Raw genomic sequence first — 14,773 nt, forward strand, 5'->3', positions numbered from 1 at the left:
CCCTAATCTGTAAGTTTTCGATTAATCAGAGGCCAGCTTTCAGGCTGGCTACAATAAACTGATCCAGATCGCCATCCAGCACACGATCACAATTGGAAGTTTGTACATGGGTGCGCAGATCCTTGATACGCTGATCATCCAGCACATAAGAACGTATCTGACTCCCCCAACCGATATCGGCTTTAGAATCTTCCAGTTCCTGAGCAGCGGCATTGCGTTTCAGCATTTCCATTTCATAGAGCTTTGAGCGCAACTGCTTCATACACACATCACGGTTCTGATGTTGTGAACGCGCCGACTGGCTTTGTACTACGATACCGGAGGGTTCGTGAGTAATACGCACGGCCGACTCTGTCCGGTTAACATGCTGACCACCGGCGCCCGATGCACGGTACACATCGACACGCAGATCCGCCGGGTTGATCTCTATATCGATATTGTCGTCTATTTCCGGTGCCACAAACACCGACGCAAAGGAGGTATGCCGGCGACCACCTGAATCGAAGGGTGACTTACGCACTAAACGGTGCACTCCGGTTTCGGTACGCAGCCAACCAAAGGCATACTCACCCTCAAAACGAATGGTGGCACTTTTGATACCAGCGACATCACCATCGGACACTTCAATCAGCTCAGTTTTGAAGCCTTTGTCTTCACCCCAACGCAGATACATGCGCAACATGATATTGGCCCAATCCTGGGCTTCAGTACCACCTGACCCAGACTGAATATCCACAAACGCATTATTGGCATCGGCTTCACCGGAAAACATCCGCCGAAACTCCATATCATCGAGCTTCTTACCCAGCGCACTGACCTCAGCTTCAACTTCGGTTACAGTTTCCTGATCATCTTCTTCAACAGCCAGATCCAGCAGATCACGTGCATCACCGATACCCGCCGTTAATTCATCCAGAGTTGCAACGGTCGTGCTGAGGCTGTTGCGTTCACGACCTAACTGTTGAGCATTCTCCGGGTTACTCCAGATATCCGGACTCTCCAGTTCGCGTTCCACTTCCTCAAGACGCTCGCGCTTGCCATCGTAATCAAGATAGCGTTTCAGCGTAGCGGTACGCTCAGCAAAGTCTTTAAGACTGTTAAGAATCGGATTGATTTCCATTTTATAACCTAGAACTCCGGCATTGGCAAAAAAGAGAGGTATTCTAACTGATATCGAGGATTGATTGAATGTTCTGAGCGGAGTTTAGCAAGGGGGGGTTAAACAAATGGAGCAGCCAAAGCTGCTCCATTAATCAGAAGTAAGCAACCTTAGTCCTCGCGGAAATTATCATGGCAACCTTTGCAGGTTTTACCCATCTCTCCGACGGCAGGGCGCAGCGCTTCCAGCGTTCCAACTTCGGCTGCAGACACCAGCTCAGCACTCACTTGCTGAAACTTTTCCATACCACCGCTGAACTGATCCCAGTTTGACCAGATATCCGCTTTGGCATCACCGCCTTCAGTGCCTTCAGCAAACCCTTCCTCGGCCATATGACTCAGGCATTTACCTGGCGAGCATGGTGCAAGGCTGCATCCGCATCGAACGCCAACTCTCCTTTGGCCATACCACCCAGGGGATCCATGTGCCATTTCACTACTTTGTAAACCGACTGACGATACTCGATGGATTTATCAGCATCAGCTACCACTGCACCTGCTGCAAACAACATGGATGTGGCTAATAAGGTCAGAGTAAGTTTTTTCATGATTCAATCCTTTCTTTCATTAACAGATTATAAATTTTATAGTCACAGCATAAGAACGAACTAATATACAATTTTCAGTTTACTCTGCCTGAAAAGCAATGCAAACCTCAAGCAACCATTTTTCCAGGCGCTCTTCAGTCTGTCCGGACTGACCATCTTCGTCCAGCGCCAAACCTACAAACTGCTGACCATCATCCGTTAACGCTTTTGAGGCTTCAAAGTCATAACCTTCAACCGGCCAGTAGCCCTGCATCTCCGCACCAGCGCTACGTAACAGATCATGAAGCGCTCCCATAGCGTCCTGAAACCACTCGCCATAACCTATTTGATCACCCAATCCAAAAAGAGCAATCTTGACTCCACTGAGATCCATTTGCCCCAAAGCTTCCCAGTGCTGAGCCCAGTCCTCCTGAAGCTCACCAAAATCCCAGGTGGGGATCCCATGATTATCTGCTTGTATGTCGGAATAGCAGCTAAACCCTCGGTTGCAATATCATGCAACCTGGCCCGATCAGCGAGCATCACCGCTATTCTCTCTGCCACCAGCTCCGTATTACCTGTCGTGCTGGCATAAAAAATCCCGACGGGCTGATCTGTTACCTGTATCACGACTTATCAGTTGCCTTATTCATAGAACTACTCGCCAGTTTCTCCATGGAGCTACGCGCATCACTCAGTGCCTTCATGTTCTGCTCATTAGCCGCTCGCAGAGTTTGCTCCAACTCTTTAGCATAAGCCTGTTGCAGCTCAATCAAGTCTACCGGCGTTTTACACTTCTGCAGTTCAGCCGTCTGCTGCATAGTGGCCTCAAGGCATGCCTTGGTGCATTCCATTTGATGACGCGTCAGGTCTTCCAACATCCGTGTCTGGATATTCACCAGATCCTTGAAGGGCTCCATAGAATCTGTCATTTGTTTTGTCATATCCTGAAACATAGTTATTCTCCTTGGCAAAAAATGTTTGCTCTGTGTGTTACAGTTTAACGCTATTCTATATTTTTTTCATTCTGGCCAGGAACCTCATACAGGTTCCAAGATCCCAGTTTACAACAAACCACTTCAACAGGAGTTGACCATGCGCATCCTGCACACCATGTTACGCGTCGGCAATCTGGACAAGTCTCTACAATTTTACACAGATATTCTTGGCATGCAGCTGTTGCGCCAGAAAGATTACCCGGAAGGCCGCTTTACCCTGGCGTTTGTCGGCTATGGCGACGAAGCCAGCAATAGCGCGCTGGAATTAACGTATAACTGGGATACTGAGCAGTACGATCTGGGTGAGGGTTATGGCCACATTGCGATAGAAGTGGATGATGTCTATGCCGCCTGCGATCAAATCAAAAGCAAAGGCGGTGAGGTTGTCAGAGAAGCCGGTCCGATGAAACATGGCAACAGCATTCTCGCATTTGTGCGTGATCCCGACGGTTATATGGTAGAACTGCTGAGCACCGGAAGAAAAGACTGACACTGATCAAACATCCAGAGTGCTGACAGTCTATTTTTTTGCTAATATTCGCAACAACTAGAGAAACCGATACACCCTGCCAGCAATCTGGCGGGAATTTGCTGCTTCTGAGAAGGTCTTATCCCTGCTGGTTAAGGCCATTTGCTATTTATCCCGGTCAAGACGAAAGGTTTAGTTTTAATGAAAAAATCAACTTTCATTGCAGCAGCAGGACTCATGCTGACACTGCACATGGGGTCTGCCAGTGCTAACACACTTGAAGATGCCAGAAGTGCCATTGAATCTCAGAACTATGCAGTAGCTCTTGAGCAGCTCCAGCCCATAGCCAGAGAGGGTAACCTGGACGCAAACAACCTGCTAGGACAGATGTATGAAAATGGCTGGGGCGTTGAGGCTGATGAAGAAGAGGCGGCTCGTCTCTACCGCATTGGCGCCAACCAGGGCCACATGGACAGCATAACCAACTTACGTGCATTACAAAATAAAGCGTTTGCGGTAGAGCTCAATCAACAATTACCATTGGCAGAAGCCGGAAATAGTGAAGCACAAAACCGGGTTGGAGAAATGCTGGAGTTTGGGCAGGGTATCGAGCGCGACAAGCACGAAGCCTTCATCTGGTACCAGCGCGCAGCCGATCAAGGCGAGGTTTCTGCCTGGCATAACCTGGGCCGCAGTTATAACTTTGGTACAGGCGTAGATCAGGATTTTGAAATAGCTGAAGAATGGTATCGAAAAGCAGCTGATCGCGGCTACACTCAGGCATTATTTTTCCTTGGCACACTTTATGCCACGGATCACGGCAATGATGACAGCTACAGCAGCGACATCATCGCTTACGCCTGGTTACACAATGCCGCCGAACTCGGTGACCAAACCGCACGCCCGATAGCTGAACGCTTGTTACTCAAACTGAATAGCGATGAAATAGAAACAGCGAAACAGCTGGCCGAGCGCTATAAGGCCAAGTATATCAACCCCTAATTAACGTTTAGTAACTAAAGCGACCTTCCGTCCGGTCGGCAAGGTCGCTGGCAAACACCTATCAGCGCAATCAGGATTACACCCTATGAACAGCCCGGTTCAACGAACCTTCCGAACTGACTATCCGGAAACACGACCCGCTTCCCTGATCAAACGCTTAATGGCCATGCTCTATGATTTCATGTTGATTCTGGCCATCTGGGTGGTAACCGGTTTTGTGGCTGTTGCGCTCAATAATGGCGAGGCTGTGGAAGGTCCACTATTCAACAGCGCACTATTTTGCATTACATTCCTGTTCTTTGGCTTCTTTTGGACTCGTCTCGGACAAACATTGGGGATGCAGGCCTGGCGCCTGAGAGTGCAAACGCTGGATGGTTACCGACTGAGCTGGAGTCGTGCACTAATGCGCTTTATGCTGGCTATTATTTCCTTTGCTCCACTCGGACTCGGATATCTGTGGGTGCTATTCAGTGATGAAAAGCTCGCCTGGCATGATAAGCTTTCAGAAACCTGCATCGTGCAACTTCCCAAAACACCCCGTGATGACTAAGGTTCTGATCAATCAACCTGCACGCCGCAACAAATACCAACCTCCCAAGCCACATAGCAGAATGGGTAACAAGGTTGCTAATAAAGGCGGGAAACCATACACACTGCTAGCCGGACCCAACAGATCCTGGGTAAATTTGAACAGCAACCCCAGAATCACCCCCGATACGATTCGCTGCCCTATAGGCACACTCCTTAGCGGCCCAAACACAAACGAGATTCCCGCCAGCACCAATGCCGCTATCGACACAGGTAGCAACAGTTTGGCCCAGAATGCCTGCAAATAGACGTCAGCACTGACGCCTTGCCCCTGCAGGTAACTGGCATACTCCCAAAGCCCGGTAATGGACAGATCCACTGGCTCTACCACCACAATCGACAACAAGTCAGGTGTCAGACCACTGCTCCAGCGCTCTTGAGCCAGGGTTGCTGTTTGCGTATGCGCCTCATAAAGGTGCGTTTCATTCACGTCGTTTAGCGTCCAGGCTCCGTCTTCAAATACACCACGCCGAGCAAAACTACTACGCTGCAGTTGCAGATCTGAAGTAAACTCATAGCGTGTAACACCATGAATAATTTCGCCACTTTCTACCGCATTGATAAAGATGAAAGTATTACCCTCTTTATGCCAGATACCACTTGCTGAGTAGGAGCCACCCCCCGCCATTGCGACGGCACGCACGCTCTGCGCACGCTGCTCAGTGAATGGCGCAATGAACTGCCCGAGTAGCAGTCCCAGCAACGCCATCAGCAGGACCGGTTTAAATACCGTTAACAAAATACGACCAGTGGAAACACCCGCAGCCCGCATCACCGTCAACTCGCTTTGGGACGCTAATACCCCCAGTCCAATCATCACCCCAACCAGTGTTCCCAACGGAATATACTCATAGAGACGGCGCGGTAGAGTCCAGGCCACATAATGAACAGCACCACCCAGGGTGTAATATTCATTCATGTTATCCATCTGATCCAGAAAAGCGATCAGCAGATCCAATCCAAGAACCACCAACAACACAGCCAGTACCGATTGCATAACCTGCTTGAAGATATACTGATCTAATACCTTCATACTGTTTTCCTCCCTGGTATCCAGCGCTTCAATGGCGCAAAGTAGCTGAACAGCCGGTGCCAATAGCGTCCTAAATAGAGGAAGTTACCTGCAACAAACATGAACACAAGATGCACAAACCAGAGTATGACCGGAGACCCTCCCGACTCAACCTGAGAACGGGCTGTGGTAAGCAAAGCCATGTAAGCGAGGTATAGAAGGACCGATGGAATTAGTTTGGCAAAACGTCCCTGCCGGGGATTGGTATAACTGAGTGGAACAGCCAACAAGGTCACCACAAGCACCAAGACTGGCAGAGAAAAACGCCAGTGTAAGGCAGCAAGGTCACGCCGTTCAGCTGAGGCCATTAACATACGCGTAGGCTTGGCATCCACTTCACGGATTTCAGCGGCCAACTCAGGTTCATCCAACTGCACACCGTATTCACTATAGCGAATCCGGCTCATTTCCGCTTCACCAGGACGACCATCAAAACGATAGCCATTCAACAGCACCAGAAAACGTTGGTGCGCCTCCGGATACAAACGTCGCTCAGCTGACTCTGCAATAAGTACATTAGGACGACCATCTTCACCACGCTGTGCGATAAACACCTGCTTCAACTGCTCACCTTCTAACGCTTCAGCATAGGTAACCTGACCAGACGACTGGGACAGAAAGCGCCCGGGTGTTACCAAATCCAACTCACTGCGCGCATCCTGGGCGGCTAATAGCTGATCTGCTTTATTCAATCCTAGTGGAGAGATCCAGGCACTCAACAGCAGCACCAGCAAGGAAACGACCAGCGCAGGCCCGAACACATAACTCAACAAACGATTGCCACTGAACCCAGTCGCTCGCAGAACCACCATTTCACTGTCAAGACACAAGCGGCCCAGCGCCAGCAAAATCCCCAGAAACAGCCCCAGCGGCAAGAGCAACTCAAGGAAACCCGGCATGCGGTAGAGCAGCACCAAAAATACAGCGCCTGCTTCTAACTTCCCCGCTGCAGCATCAGTCAGGTATTTAATTAAGCGAGCGCTGGTAATGATAAGCATCAGTACGGCCGTCACAGCTAGCGTACTGACTAACACCTCACGGGTGATGTAACGGAATATGATCAACGCAGAATCCTGGTCGCGAACATGGTTTCGAACGATGGAAATAGTTTATAGTGGCATTATCTATCAATCGCTTTTGAATGTCTTCTCTGGAGCCAACATGTTTTTTGAAATTATCAGCGACACCCCGGAAACCCTATCCACTGATTGCCTGGTTATCGGCATTGAAGCAGAGGGCGTTCTGACGCCGACAGCCGCACTGATTGATCAATCTACCGGCGGTGCTATCCAGGCTTTGGTTAATAGTGGTGACCTGACGGGTAAAGCGGGTGAGTTGCTGATACTGCACAACCTGGCTGGTATTACTGCTGCGCGGGTGCTGGTCGCTGGCTTAGGCAAATCCGATGAACGCAAAGATCGCCATTACCGCAAGCTGGTCAAAGGCATCAACCAGACACTGGGTAAACTGAAACTGAAATCTGTTGCTATCGCCCTGGATGGATTGGCCAGCGATAACCCTGATACCTATCGACAGACACGCCTGTTCACAGAATGGACCTCGGCTGATTTTTACCAATACGACAGTACCAAAAGCAAAAAAGCCGAACCTGTATCGCTGGAGCAGTATGCAATTCACCTAAAAGAAGACGATGCTGAATTAGGCGAGAGTGCCCTATTGGATGGCGTCGCCATTGCCAATGGTGTCAGTAGCGCGCGCGAACTGGGCAACCTGCCTGGCAACATCTGCACACCTACTTACCTGGCTGACAAAGCCAAAGCACTGGGTGAGGAGTTTGATAGCCTGAAAGTCAAAATTCTTAATGAAGAAAAAATGCAAAAACTGGGCATGCACAGCCTGCTGTCAGTAGGCCGTGGCAGTGTCCAGCCATCCAAACTCATTGTCATCGAATACCAGGGCGGCAAGGACACTGATGCTCCTCACGTTTTGGTTGGCAAAGGCATTACCTTCGATACCGGTGGTATCAGCCTGAAACCCGGCGCGGGCATGGATGAAATGAAGTTTGATATGTGTGGTGCCGCCAGCGTACTGGCACTATCGAAGCCGCCGCCGAGATGCAACTGCCGATCAACCTCGTTGTGATCGTAGCTGCCGCCGAGAATATGCCAGGCAGCCAGGCCACCAAACCCGGCGATGTGGTCACCACCATGTCAGGCCAGACAGTCGAAATTCTGAATACCGATGCGAGGGCCGACTGGTGCTTTGCGACGCACTTACTTATGCAGAACGCTTTAAGCCCGCCAGCGTCATAGACGTAGCCACACTGACAGGCGCCTGCATTATCGCACTGGGCCATCAAGCCACGGGGCTGTTGTCCAACAATGATGAGCTGGCTGGAGCACTGCAACAAGCGGGTGATTTTGCTTCTGATCGCGTCTGGCCACTGCCTTTATGGGACGAGTATCAGGAACTACTGGACTCTAACTTCGCAGACATGGCCAACATCGGTGGCCGCTCAGCCGGCACCATTACCGCTGCTTGCTTCCTGTCACGCTTTGCCAAAGCTTACCCTTGGGCTCACCTGGATATCGCCGGGGTTGCCTGGAACAGCAACGGCAAAGACAAAGGCTCCACCGGTCGCTGTGTATCCTTACTTTGTCAGTATCTGATTGATCAGGCCGAAGCGGCTGAGGTTAATGAGGAAGCGCATCACTGATGTCACGACGCGCTGATTTCTATATTTTACCTCAAGCAGATGAAGACAGCCGCGCTGTCTTCATCTGCCGGGTTTGCCAGAAAGCTTTACAGCAAGGCCTGCAGGTACACATACACACCGACCATCAGGCCAAAGCCGAAAGCCTGGACCGGTTGCTTTGGTCATTTCGGGAGGACAGCTTCCTGCCCCATCATCTGATCGGCAGCACTCCGGCAGCTCCCATCAGCCTGGGTTATGGTGATCAACTGCCGGAGCACCGACAGTTGTTTCTCAATGCCGCTGGCTTACTGCCGGAATCAGCTTTTGAGTTTGAGCGCATTGCCGATGTAGTAATCCAGGCTCCAGAGCTACTGACAAGCTCACGCCAAAACTACAGCCGATGCCGTGAGCTGAGCTACGAGATGCACCGAACGGATATGCGTAAATAATCTAGCCGACAAACCTACAACCTGTCTGCTACAGCCGTTATAATGACGCATTTTTGCGGAAGCACTGCATTACCACCTTGCGTCACTTCCTACAGTCCCGAATGTTAACTACTGAGATGAGCATGGATAAGACCTATCAGCCACATGAAATTGAAAACACCTGGTACGATAAATGGGAAGAGAGCGGTTATTTCAAACCCTCTGGTCAGGGTGATGCTTACAGCATCATGATCCCGCCGCCTAACGTCACCGGTAGTTTACATATGGGGCATGCCTTCCAGGATACCATCATGGACAGCCTGATCCGCCATCAGCGCATGCTGGGTAAAAATACCCTCTGGCAAGCAGGTACAGACCATGCCGGGATTGCCACCCAGATGCTGGTTGAACGCAAAGTTGCTGCAGAAGAAGGCAAAACCCGCCACGATCTGGGGCGCGATGCGTTTATCGATAAGATCTGGGAATGGAAAGAAGAATCCGGCGGTACTATTACTCGCCAACTGCGGCGCATGGGTGCTTCATTGGACTGGAGCCGTGAACGCTTTACCATGGATGATGGTTTTTACAAAGCGGTGCAGGAAGTCTTTGTCCGCCTGTATGATGACAAGCTGATTTATCGTGCAAGCGTCTGGTTAACTGGGACTGCAAACTGCACACCGCCATTTCCGATCTGGAAGTGGAAAACAAAGATCAGAGCGGTCACCTGTGGCATTTCCGCTATCCACTTGCCGAGGGTGTCAAAACCAGTGACGGTAAAGACTACCTGATCGTAGCCACCACCCGTCCCGAAACCATGCTCGGGGATACCGCCGTCGCGATCAACCCGAATGACGAGCGCTACACCTCGCTGATCGGCCAGTATGTGGAACTACCGCTGGTGGGTCGACGCATTCCGATTATTGCCGATGATTATGTCGATGCCGAGTTTGGTAGCGGCTGTGTCAAAATCACCCCGGCGCATGACTTTAACGACTATGAAGTTGGCAAACGTCATCAGCTACCGATGATCAATATACTCGATCATAATGGTGCGATATTGCAACGAGCCGAAATTTTCAACAGCGACAGCAGTGAAAATGCCGAGCTGGATGACCGCCTGCCGGAACAGTATCAGGGTCTGGACCGCTTTGATGCGCGCAAACTGATTGTCAGCGAATTTGAATCAGCGGGTCTTCTGGAAAAAATTGATGCCCATGCCTTGAAAGTACCCTATGGTGACCGTTCAGGTGTCGTGATTGAACCCCTGCTCACAGACCAGTGGTTTGTCGCCGTAGAAGAACTGGCCAAACCTGCCATTGCGGCGGTAGAAAATGGTGACATTGAATTCGTCCCCAAACAGTATGAAAACATGTACTTTGCCTGGATGCGTGATCTGCAGGACTGGTGCATCTCCAGGCAACTCTGGTGGGGACACCGCATACCGGCCTGGTATGACGACTGTGGCAATGTCTACGTCGCACGCAACGAAGCCGAAGTACGGGAAAAATACCAACTCAGTCATGACCTGCCACTAAAACAGGACGATGACGTTCTGGATACCTGGTTCTCTTCCGGACTCTGGACCTTTGGTACCCTGGGCTGGCCGGAGAACACCCCGGAACTGAACACCTTCCATCCCAGCAGTGCTCTGGTGACTGGTTTTGACATTATCTTTTTCTGGGTTGCCAGAATGATCATGTTCACCCTCAAGTTCACTGGTGAAGTCCCCTTCAAACAAGTCTATGTACATGGCCTGGTACGTGACCAGGATGGACAGAAAATGTCCAAGTCCAAAGGCAACGTACTCGACCCGCTGGATCTGATTGACGGTATTGATCTGGAGACACTGGTAGCCAAACGCACCGGCAACATGATGCAGCCGCAACTGGCTAAAAAAATTGAAGATCAGACCCGCAAGCATTTCCCCGAGGGTATTGCGGCCTATGGTACGGATGCACTGCGCTTCACCTTTCTGTCACTGGCCTCAACCGGTCGTGATATCAAGTTTGATATGCAGCGCATGGAAGGCTATCGCAACTTCTGCAACAAACTCTGGAATGCGGCTCGCTATGTGCTAATGAATACAGAAGAACAGGATTGCGGCATCCAGGGAGAAAGCGTGGAACTCACCCTGCCGGATCGCTGGATTATTTCACGCCTGCAGGAAACAGAAGCGCAAATAGCCAAACACTTTGCCGAATACCGCTTCGACCTGGTGGCCAGCACTCTGTATGAGTTTGTCTGGAATGAATACTGTGACTGGTATCTGGAATTGTCCAAGCCCGTGCTTTGGGATGAAAACGCACCAGTTGAACGCTTACGCGGTACGCGCCGCACTTTGGTCAGAGTACTCGAAGCTATCCTGCGTCTCGCGCACCCGCTGATGCCCTATATTACCGAAGAGATCTGGCAACGTATTGCACCACTGGCCGGAAAACAGGGCGAAACAATCATGTTGCAACCCTATCCGCTTGCCGAAGACAGTAAGATTGATGCTCAAGCCAATGCCGACATTGAGTGGCTGAAAGCGGTAATGCTGGCTATTCGTAATATTCGCGGTGAAATGAACCTGTCACCCGGCAAGGCCATTCCAGTTTTGCTACGCAATAGCTCAACGGAAGATCAACGCCGCCTGGCAGCAACACGCCCACTACTCACCAAACTGGCCAAGCTGGATCAGATTGAGTTACTGGATAGCGATCAGGAAGCGCCTATGTCAGCGACAGCCTTGGTCGGCCAGATGGAAATACTGGTGCCCATGGCCGGCATCATTGATAAAGAGGCCGAACTCAGCCGCTTGAGTAAAGAGCTGGAAAAACTCAACAAGGAGATCAGCCGACTGGATGGCAAGCTGTCCAATCAGGGCTTTGTCAGTAAGGCACCCGCGGAAGTCGTCGAGAAAGAACGCGCCAAGCTGGCTGAAATGCAATCAGCCTATACCCGCCTTGAAGAACAACACAGCACCATGGCGGCAATCTAGTACACCTGCACATCGCCGCTCCTGCGCATCCATGCGCCCGCGGCATATAGTGCCATGGACGGCGCCTATGCAGAAAATGCAGGAGCAATTTTCTGCCCGACATAAAAAAACCTGCTAACTCTAAGTCAGCAGGTTTTTTTTCAGGGCACAGAATTTGATAATCAAGTAGATCACCTTACGACTGTCGACAACCTTACTTGTTTTTATCTTCGTTCATCAGAGCACGAAGTTTAAATCCTGCCCAAACCATTACAGCTGTAATACCTATGATACCGATCATACTAGGGATCAGTACTTCCATACTGTGAGTATCTATTCCAAACATGTCATCACCTCATCACTTTTAACTGCGCCTAGATTACCCGCTTATTTGTCAGGGAATATTGACCCAGCTCAACTTTTGTTCCGGTCGCCACAGCATCCTTTCGTGAGCAGTTGAATTTGCGCTGCGCCACTGGTAATCCTGACCATCTTCCCACTAAACTCTAAGAAGACAGTTATCAAACACGAAAGGAGAAGAACATGGCCAACCGCTTTAAGCGCTGGACTTCCGACGAAGTCATGAAAATGAATGAAGAAACTTTCATGGTTGAGGTTCTGGATATGATCAAGTTTTCACCAGAACTCGATGAGTCCTATACCCAGGTACAGGCAACACAGAAGAAACTCGATGCTATAGAGATGGCACTTAAAATGCGCCTGGAAGCCAAGAAAACTGACTAATATGCCATCCTGCCAGGGCACTTCCCGAGGTAGTGCCTTCTTACCTCTTCGCTCACACTCCGCACACCTTTTTAGCCTGCAGCTACCCACTCATCAGAACAAATAATCGCAAGAAAATTACAAACAATCAAAATACTATTTTTGATTACTCAAATACGATTTTTTATAGCAAAAAAGACTAAAAATTCTCCGCAACAACACACGATTAATTACTTATATTTCAAACACTTAAAAAGCCAACAGCAAAAACAAAAAATACCAGCAGAAAAATAAAATATCCCTTTTATTTCAATATCTTGCAACCTTAATTTATTCGAAATTTACTTGCGATAAATCATATTTTATTATAAACTTATCATTAAGAATAAATGATATGTCTTAAAGAGGATTTGATCATGCAAGAGAAAGAAGTGAGACTGCTTTTTAAAGCTGGAGTGTTTGAGTCCTGTCAGGCAATACCTATTTCCATGTCACGTGGATGGACACTGAAATTTGTCACTCGTGATCAGGAAATCATCACACTGAACCTGCAGCGATCTAATACAGAACGTGAATTCAAAAGCCTGGATGGCGCAGCCGCTGTCGCAAAACGCATAGGTTTTGATTGGCTAAATGTGCAGATTGGGGAGTTACAATGGCGGGAAAAGGTTTCCTGAACGGGTTAAACACCGCGTTAGGAAACCTTATTTATAACGACTGATTCAGGGCTGCAGACGCTGCATTATCCAGCTACCATCATCCTGAAGCTGATAACTGAAACGGTCATGCAAGCGACTGGGACGCCCTTGCCAGAACTCAAAACGTTGCGGTTTAAGCAGATAACCGCCCCAGGCCTCCGGACAGGCCACATTACCGTCAGGATGCTGTTGCTTTAGCGCCTCTATAGCCGCCTCTAACACTTGACGTGATGCAACCGGATGACTTTGACAGGATACAGCCGCACTTAGACGGCTCCCGGCTGGCCGTTGACTAAAGTAGGCTTGCCCCTCTGCTGCAGGCAATTTCTGTACCTGTCCACGCACTCTGATCTGACGAGACATGCCGGCCAGAAGAACAAGAGTTCAGCCTGAGGATTTATTGCCAACTGCTGTCCTTTTTCACTACGGTAATCTGTAAACCAGGTAAAGCCTTGCTTATCATATTGTTTTAGTAACACAATACGGGCAGAAGGCATACCCTCTGCATCGGCTGTAGCCAGGGTCATTGCAGTTGCTTCATCCGCATACTGCGCCAGCGCTTGCTCAAACCAGCGGCCAAACTGCTGGACCGGATCCGCACTCAGGTCATCCTGATTAAGATCCCCGACCTCATATTCGCGTCTCAGTGATTTAAGGTCTGATGTATCTTGACTCATTGGGTTTCTCCAGTTGTTATACTTGGCATACTATAACGAAAAACAGCATAGAGCAGATATGATCCGCCTCAGGGTTTGCATTAAGATCGGCTATTACAGGTAAGGAATTAGGTTTGCGAAGACTCCACATTGTGATTCTAACCGTGCTACTGACACTCCTGGCAAGTTGTGCTGGCCATCAGCCGAATGACCGGCCATTCCGACTGAAAAATCTTGCCAAATCTGATATTGACCTGGTCGCAGATGCACATGTAGAAGAGATAACCGGCTTGTTACGTGAACTGACGCTGAAGCTATACCGGCGCAACCCTCGTGAACTCCTCAAGGGCCCGGCCGGTACATCAGTGGCCATGAGAGAAAAACAGCTTTTTGATTCACCCAGAATTTTCAGCCATCCGGAGCTCTATAATCGCTATGGTATCGATGCCTTTCCATTGGTGTTTGACCCGGATTTCGACGGGGACAGAGTCTTTGCCCTGATGATCAGCCTTACTGGTATGTTGCACGGAGCTTATGGTTACAAAGAAGAGTTTTTCATGCTTGACGACCTTGATCAGCAACGCCTCTATGACAGTGCCAGGAATGTGGAAATCATCGTATGGCGTTTAAGCAATCGTATGAACGATCAGGGTAAACTTTTTATTCTTACTAACGGGATAAGTGAGGAGGGAGTGCATAACCTCAGCTTTGAGCGTTTGTTTGGCAAGCTGATCGCTCATCAGGACATGATGGCTCGTATTATCTCGGATAAAACTAACCGAAGCATCAACAAGGCCGTATTCAGCCTTGCTACTACGGCACTCTTTCCAATTTGATCA

17 protein-coding genes and 2 pseudogenes are annotated in these 14,773 nt (G+C 49.6%); 9 read left to right on the top strand and 10 right to left on the bottom strand.

Annotation, left to right across the window (positions count from 1 at the left end):
* Positions 1–25: 25 nt before the first annotated feature.
* The 5 genes from prfB to LH51_RS02825 form a co-directional block, all read right to left on the bottom strand.
* A complete protein-coding gene (gene prfB, locus LH51_RS02805) occupies positions 26–1,120 on the bottom strand; it encodes a peptide chain release factor 2 (RefSeq protein ID WP_036519561.1) in 1,095 nt (364 codons plus the stop codon).
* A gap of 149 nt (positions 1,121–1,269) precedes the next feature.
* The gene (locus LH51_RS02810) at positions 1,270–1,491 is read right to left on the bottom strand and encodes a c-type cytochrome (protein ID WP_052063384.1); all 222 of its coding nucleotides are present in this window, start codon (positions 1,489–1,491) and stop codon (positions 1,270–1,272) included.
* 5 nt (positions 1,492–1,496) lie between these two features.
* Positions 1,497–1,706 (bottom strand): cytochrome c, encoded by a 210-nt coding sequence (locus tag LH51_RS23365; RefSeq protein WP_036519563.1) that lies wholly within the window; start codon positions 1,704–1,706, stop codon positions 1,497–1,499.
* A 79-nt stretch (positions 1,707–1,785) separates the two neighbouring features.
* Positions 1,786–2,088, bottom strand: coding sequence for a flavodoxin domain-containing protein (locus LH51_RS02820; RefSeq protein WP_235263462.1), 303 nt, complete (start codon positions 2,086–2,088; stop codon positions 1,786–1,788).
* Between the two features lie 223 nt (positions 2,089–2,311).
* Complete coding sequence (locus tag LH51_RS02825) at positions 2,312–2,641, bottom strand: phasin family protein (RefSeq protein WP_036519565.1); 330 nt, start codon at positions 2,639–2,641, stop codon at positions 2,312–2,314.
* Positions 2,642–2,780: 139 nt separating this feature from the next.
* On the opposite strand from LH51_RS02825, the gene gloA reads away from it, so the two are divergent.
* The 3 genes from gloA (at position 2,781) to LH51_RS02840 (ending at position 4,704) form a co-directional block, all read left to right on the top strand.
* Positions 2,781–3,173, top strand: coding sequence for a lactoylglutathione lyase (gene gloA, locus LH51_RS02830; protein WP_036519568.1), 393 nt, complete (start codon positions 2,781–2,783; stop codon positions 3,171–3,173).
* Positions 3,174–3,353: 180 nt separating this feature from the next.
* A complete protein-coding gene (locus LH51_RS02835) occupies positions 3,354–4,154 on the top strand; it encodes a tetratricopeptide repeat protein (protein ID WP_036519570.1) in 801 nt (266 codons plus the stop codon).
* An 85-nt stretch (positions 4,155–4,239) separates the two neighbouring features.
* Entirely contained in the window at positions 4,240–4,704 is a 465-nt protein-coding gene (locus LH51_RS02840) for an RDD family protein (RefSeq protein ID WP_036519573.1), read from the top strand.
* Between the two features lie 12 nt (positions 4,705–4,716).
* On the opposite strand, the gene lptG is transcribed toward LH51_RS02840, so the two are convergent.
* The gene (gene lptG, locus LH51_RS02845; RefSeq protein WP_036519574.1) at positions 4,717–5,775 is read right to left on the bottom strand and encodes an LPS export ABC transporter permease LptG; all 1,059 of its coding nucleotides are present in this window, start codon (positions 5,773–5,775) and stop codon (positions 4,717–4,719) included.
* A complete protein-coding gene (gene lptF, locus LH51_RS02850) occupies positions 5,772–6,878 on the bottom strand; it encodes an LPS export ABC transporter permease LptF (RefSeq protein ID WP_036519577.1) in 1,107 nt (368 codons plus the stop codon). Before lptF ends, lptG begins: the two co-directional genes overlap by 4 nt.
* Positions 6,879–6,975: 97 nt before the next feature.
* Here lptF and LH51_RS02855 point away from each other — a divergent pair.
* From LH51_RS02855 to LH51_RS02865, 3 genes and pseudogenes are all read left to right on the top strand, one after another.
* A pseudogene (locus LH51_RS02855) lies at positions 6,976–8,491 on the top strand (leucyl aminopeptidase).
* On the top strand, positions 8,491–8,919 hold the full coding sequence (locus LH51_RS02860; protein WP_036519579.1) for a DNA polymerase III subunit chi: 429 nt from the start codon (positions 8,491–8,493) through the stop codon (positions 8,917–8,919). Before LH51_RS02855 ends, LH51_RS02860 begins: the two are co-directional and overlap by 1 nt.
* A gap of 122 nt (positions 8,920–9,041) precedes the next feature.
* A pseudogene (locus LH51_RS02865) lies at positions 9,042–11,878 on the top strand (valine--tRNA ligase).
* Positions 11,879–12,071: 193 nt separating this feature from the next.
* Here LH51_RS02865 and LH51_RS23370 read toward each other — a convergent pair.
* The gene (locus LH51_RS23370; protein ID WP_268746518.1) at positions 12,072–12,203 is read right to left on the bottom strand and encodes a hypothetical protein; all 132 of its coding nucleotides are present in this window, start codon (positions 12,201–12,203) and stop codon (positions 12,072–12,074) included.
* Between the two features lie 197 nt (positions 12,204–12,400).
* Here LH51_RS23370 and LH51_RS02870 point away from each other — a divergent pair, with 197 nt between their 5' ends.
* Both LH51_RS02870 and LH51_RS02875 read left to right on the top strand, forming a co-directional pair.
* Positions 12,401–12,601 carry a hypothetical protein gene (locus LH51_RS02870; protein ID WP_036519582.1) on the top strand — a complete coding sequence of 67 codons (201 nt, stop codon included), beginning with the start codon at positions 12,401–12,403 and terminating at the stop codon, positions 12,599–12,601.
* A 395-nt stretch (positions 12,602–12,996) separates the two neighbouring features.
* Entirely contained in the window at positions 12,997–13,257 is a 261-nt protein-coding gene (locus LH51_RS02875) for a hypothetical protein (RefSeq protein WP_036519584.1), read from the top strand.
* 45 nt (positions 13,258–13,302) lie between these two features.
* On the opposite strand, the gene LH51_RS22045 is transcribed toward LH51_RS02875, so the two are convergent.
* Positions 13,303–13,641, bottom strand: coding sequence for a pyridoxal 5'-phosphate synthase (locus LH51_RS22045; protein ID WP_235263465.1), 339 nt, complete (start codon positions 13,639–13,641; stop codon positions 13,303–13,305).
* A complete protein-coding gene (locus LH51_RS22050) occupies positions 13,545–13,955 on the bottom strand; it encodes a pyridoxine/pyridoxamine 5'-phosphate oxidase (protein ID WP_235263466.1) in 411 nt (136 codons plus the stop codon). Before LH51_RS22050 ends, LH51_RS22045 begins: the two co-directional genes overlap by 97 nt.
* Before the next feature lie 113 nt (positions 13,956–14,068).
* Between LH51_RS22050 and LH51_RS02885 the strand changes: the two genes are divergently transcribed.
* The gene (locus LH51_RS02885; protein WP_036519586.1) at positions 14,069–14,770 is read left to right on the top strand and encodes a hypothetical protein; all 702 of its coding nucleotides are present in this window, start codon (positions 14,069–14,071) and stop codon (positions 14,768–14,770) included.
* Positions 14,771–14,773 lie beyond the last annotated feature (3 nt).

Origin of the sequence: Nitrincola sp. A-D6 (genome assembly GCF_000764495.1) — a bacterium.
In the GTDB taxonomy this organism is placed as follows: Bacteria; Pseudomonadota; Gammaproteobacteria; order Pseudomonadales; family Balneatricaceae; genus Nitrincola.

Coding starts and splice junctions, on each gene's coding strand:
- LH51_RS22050 (WP_235263466.1), bottom strand. CDS start 13,955: ATGAGTCAAGATACATCAGACCTTAAATCACTGAGACGCGAATATGAG.
- LH51_RS02825 (WP_036519565.1), bottom strand. CDS start 2,641: ATGTTTCAGGATATGACAAAACAAATGACAGATTCTATGGAGCCCTTC.
- LH51_RS02840 (WP_036519573.1), top strand. CDS start 4,240: ATGAACAGCCCGGTTCAACGAACCTTCCGAACTGACTATCCGGAAACA.
- LH51_RS02810 (WP_052063384.1), bottom strand. CDS start 1,491: ATGGCCGAGGAAGGGTTTGCTGAAGGCACTGAAGGCGGTGATGCCAAA.
- LH51_RS02870 (WP_036519582.1), top strand. CDS start 12,401: ATGGCCAACCGCTTTAAGCGCTGGACTTCCGACGAAGTCATGAAAATG.
- LH51_RS02835 (WP_036519570.1), top strand. CDS start 3,354: ATGAAAAAATCAACTTTCATTGCAGCAGCAGGACTCATGCTGACACTG.
- prfB (WP_036519561.1), bottom strand. CDS start 1,120: ATGGAAATCAATCCGATTCTTAACAGTCTTAAAGACTTTGCTGAGCGT.
- LH51_RS23370 (WP_268746518.1), bottom strand. CDS start 12,203: ATGTTTGGAATAGATACTCACAGTATGGAAGTACTGATCCCTAGTATG.
- LH51_RS02875 (WP_036519584.1), top strand. CDS start 12,997: ATGCAAGAGAAAGAAGTGAGACTGCTTTTTAAAGCTGGAGTGTTTGAG.
- LH51_RS02860 (WP_036519579.1), top strand. CDS start 8,491: ATGTCACGACGCGCTGATTTCTATATTTTACCTCAAGCAGATGAAGAC.
- lptG (WP_036519574.1), bottom strand. CDS start 5,775: ATGAAGGTATTAGATCAGTATATCTTCAAGCAGGTTATGCAATCGGTA.
- gloA (WP_036519568.1), top strand. CDS start 2,781: ATGCGCATCCTGCACACCATGTTACGCGTCGGCAATCTGGACAAGTCT.
- LH51_RS22045 (WP_235263465.1), bottom strand. CDS start 13,641: ATGTCTCGTCAGATCAGAGTGCGTGGACAGGTACAGAAATTGCCTGCA.
- LH51_RS23365 (WP_036519563.1), bottom strand. CDS start 1,706: ATGAAAAAACTTACTCTGACCTTATTAGCCACATCCATGTTGTTTGCA.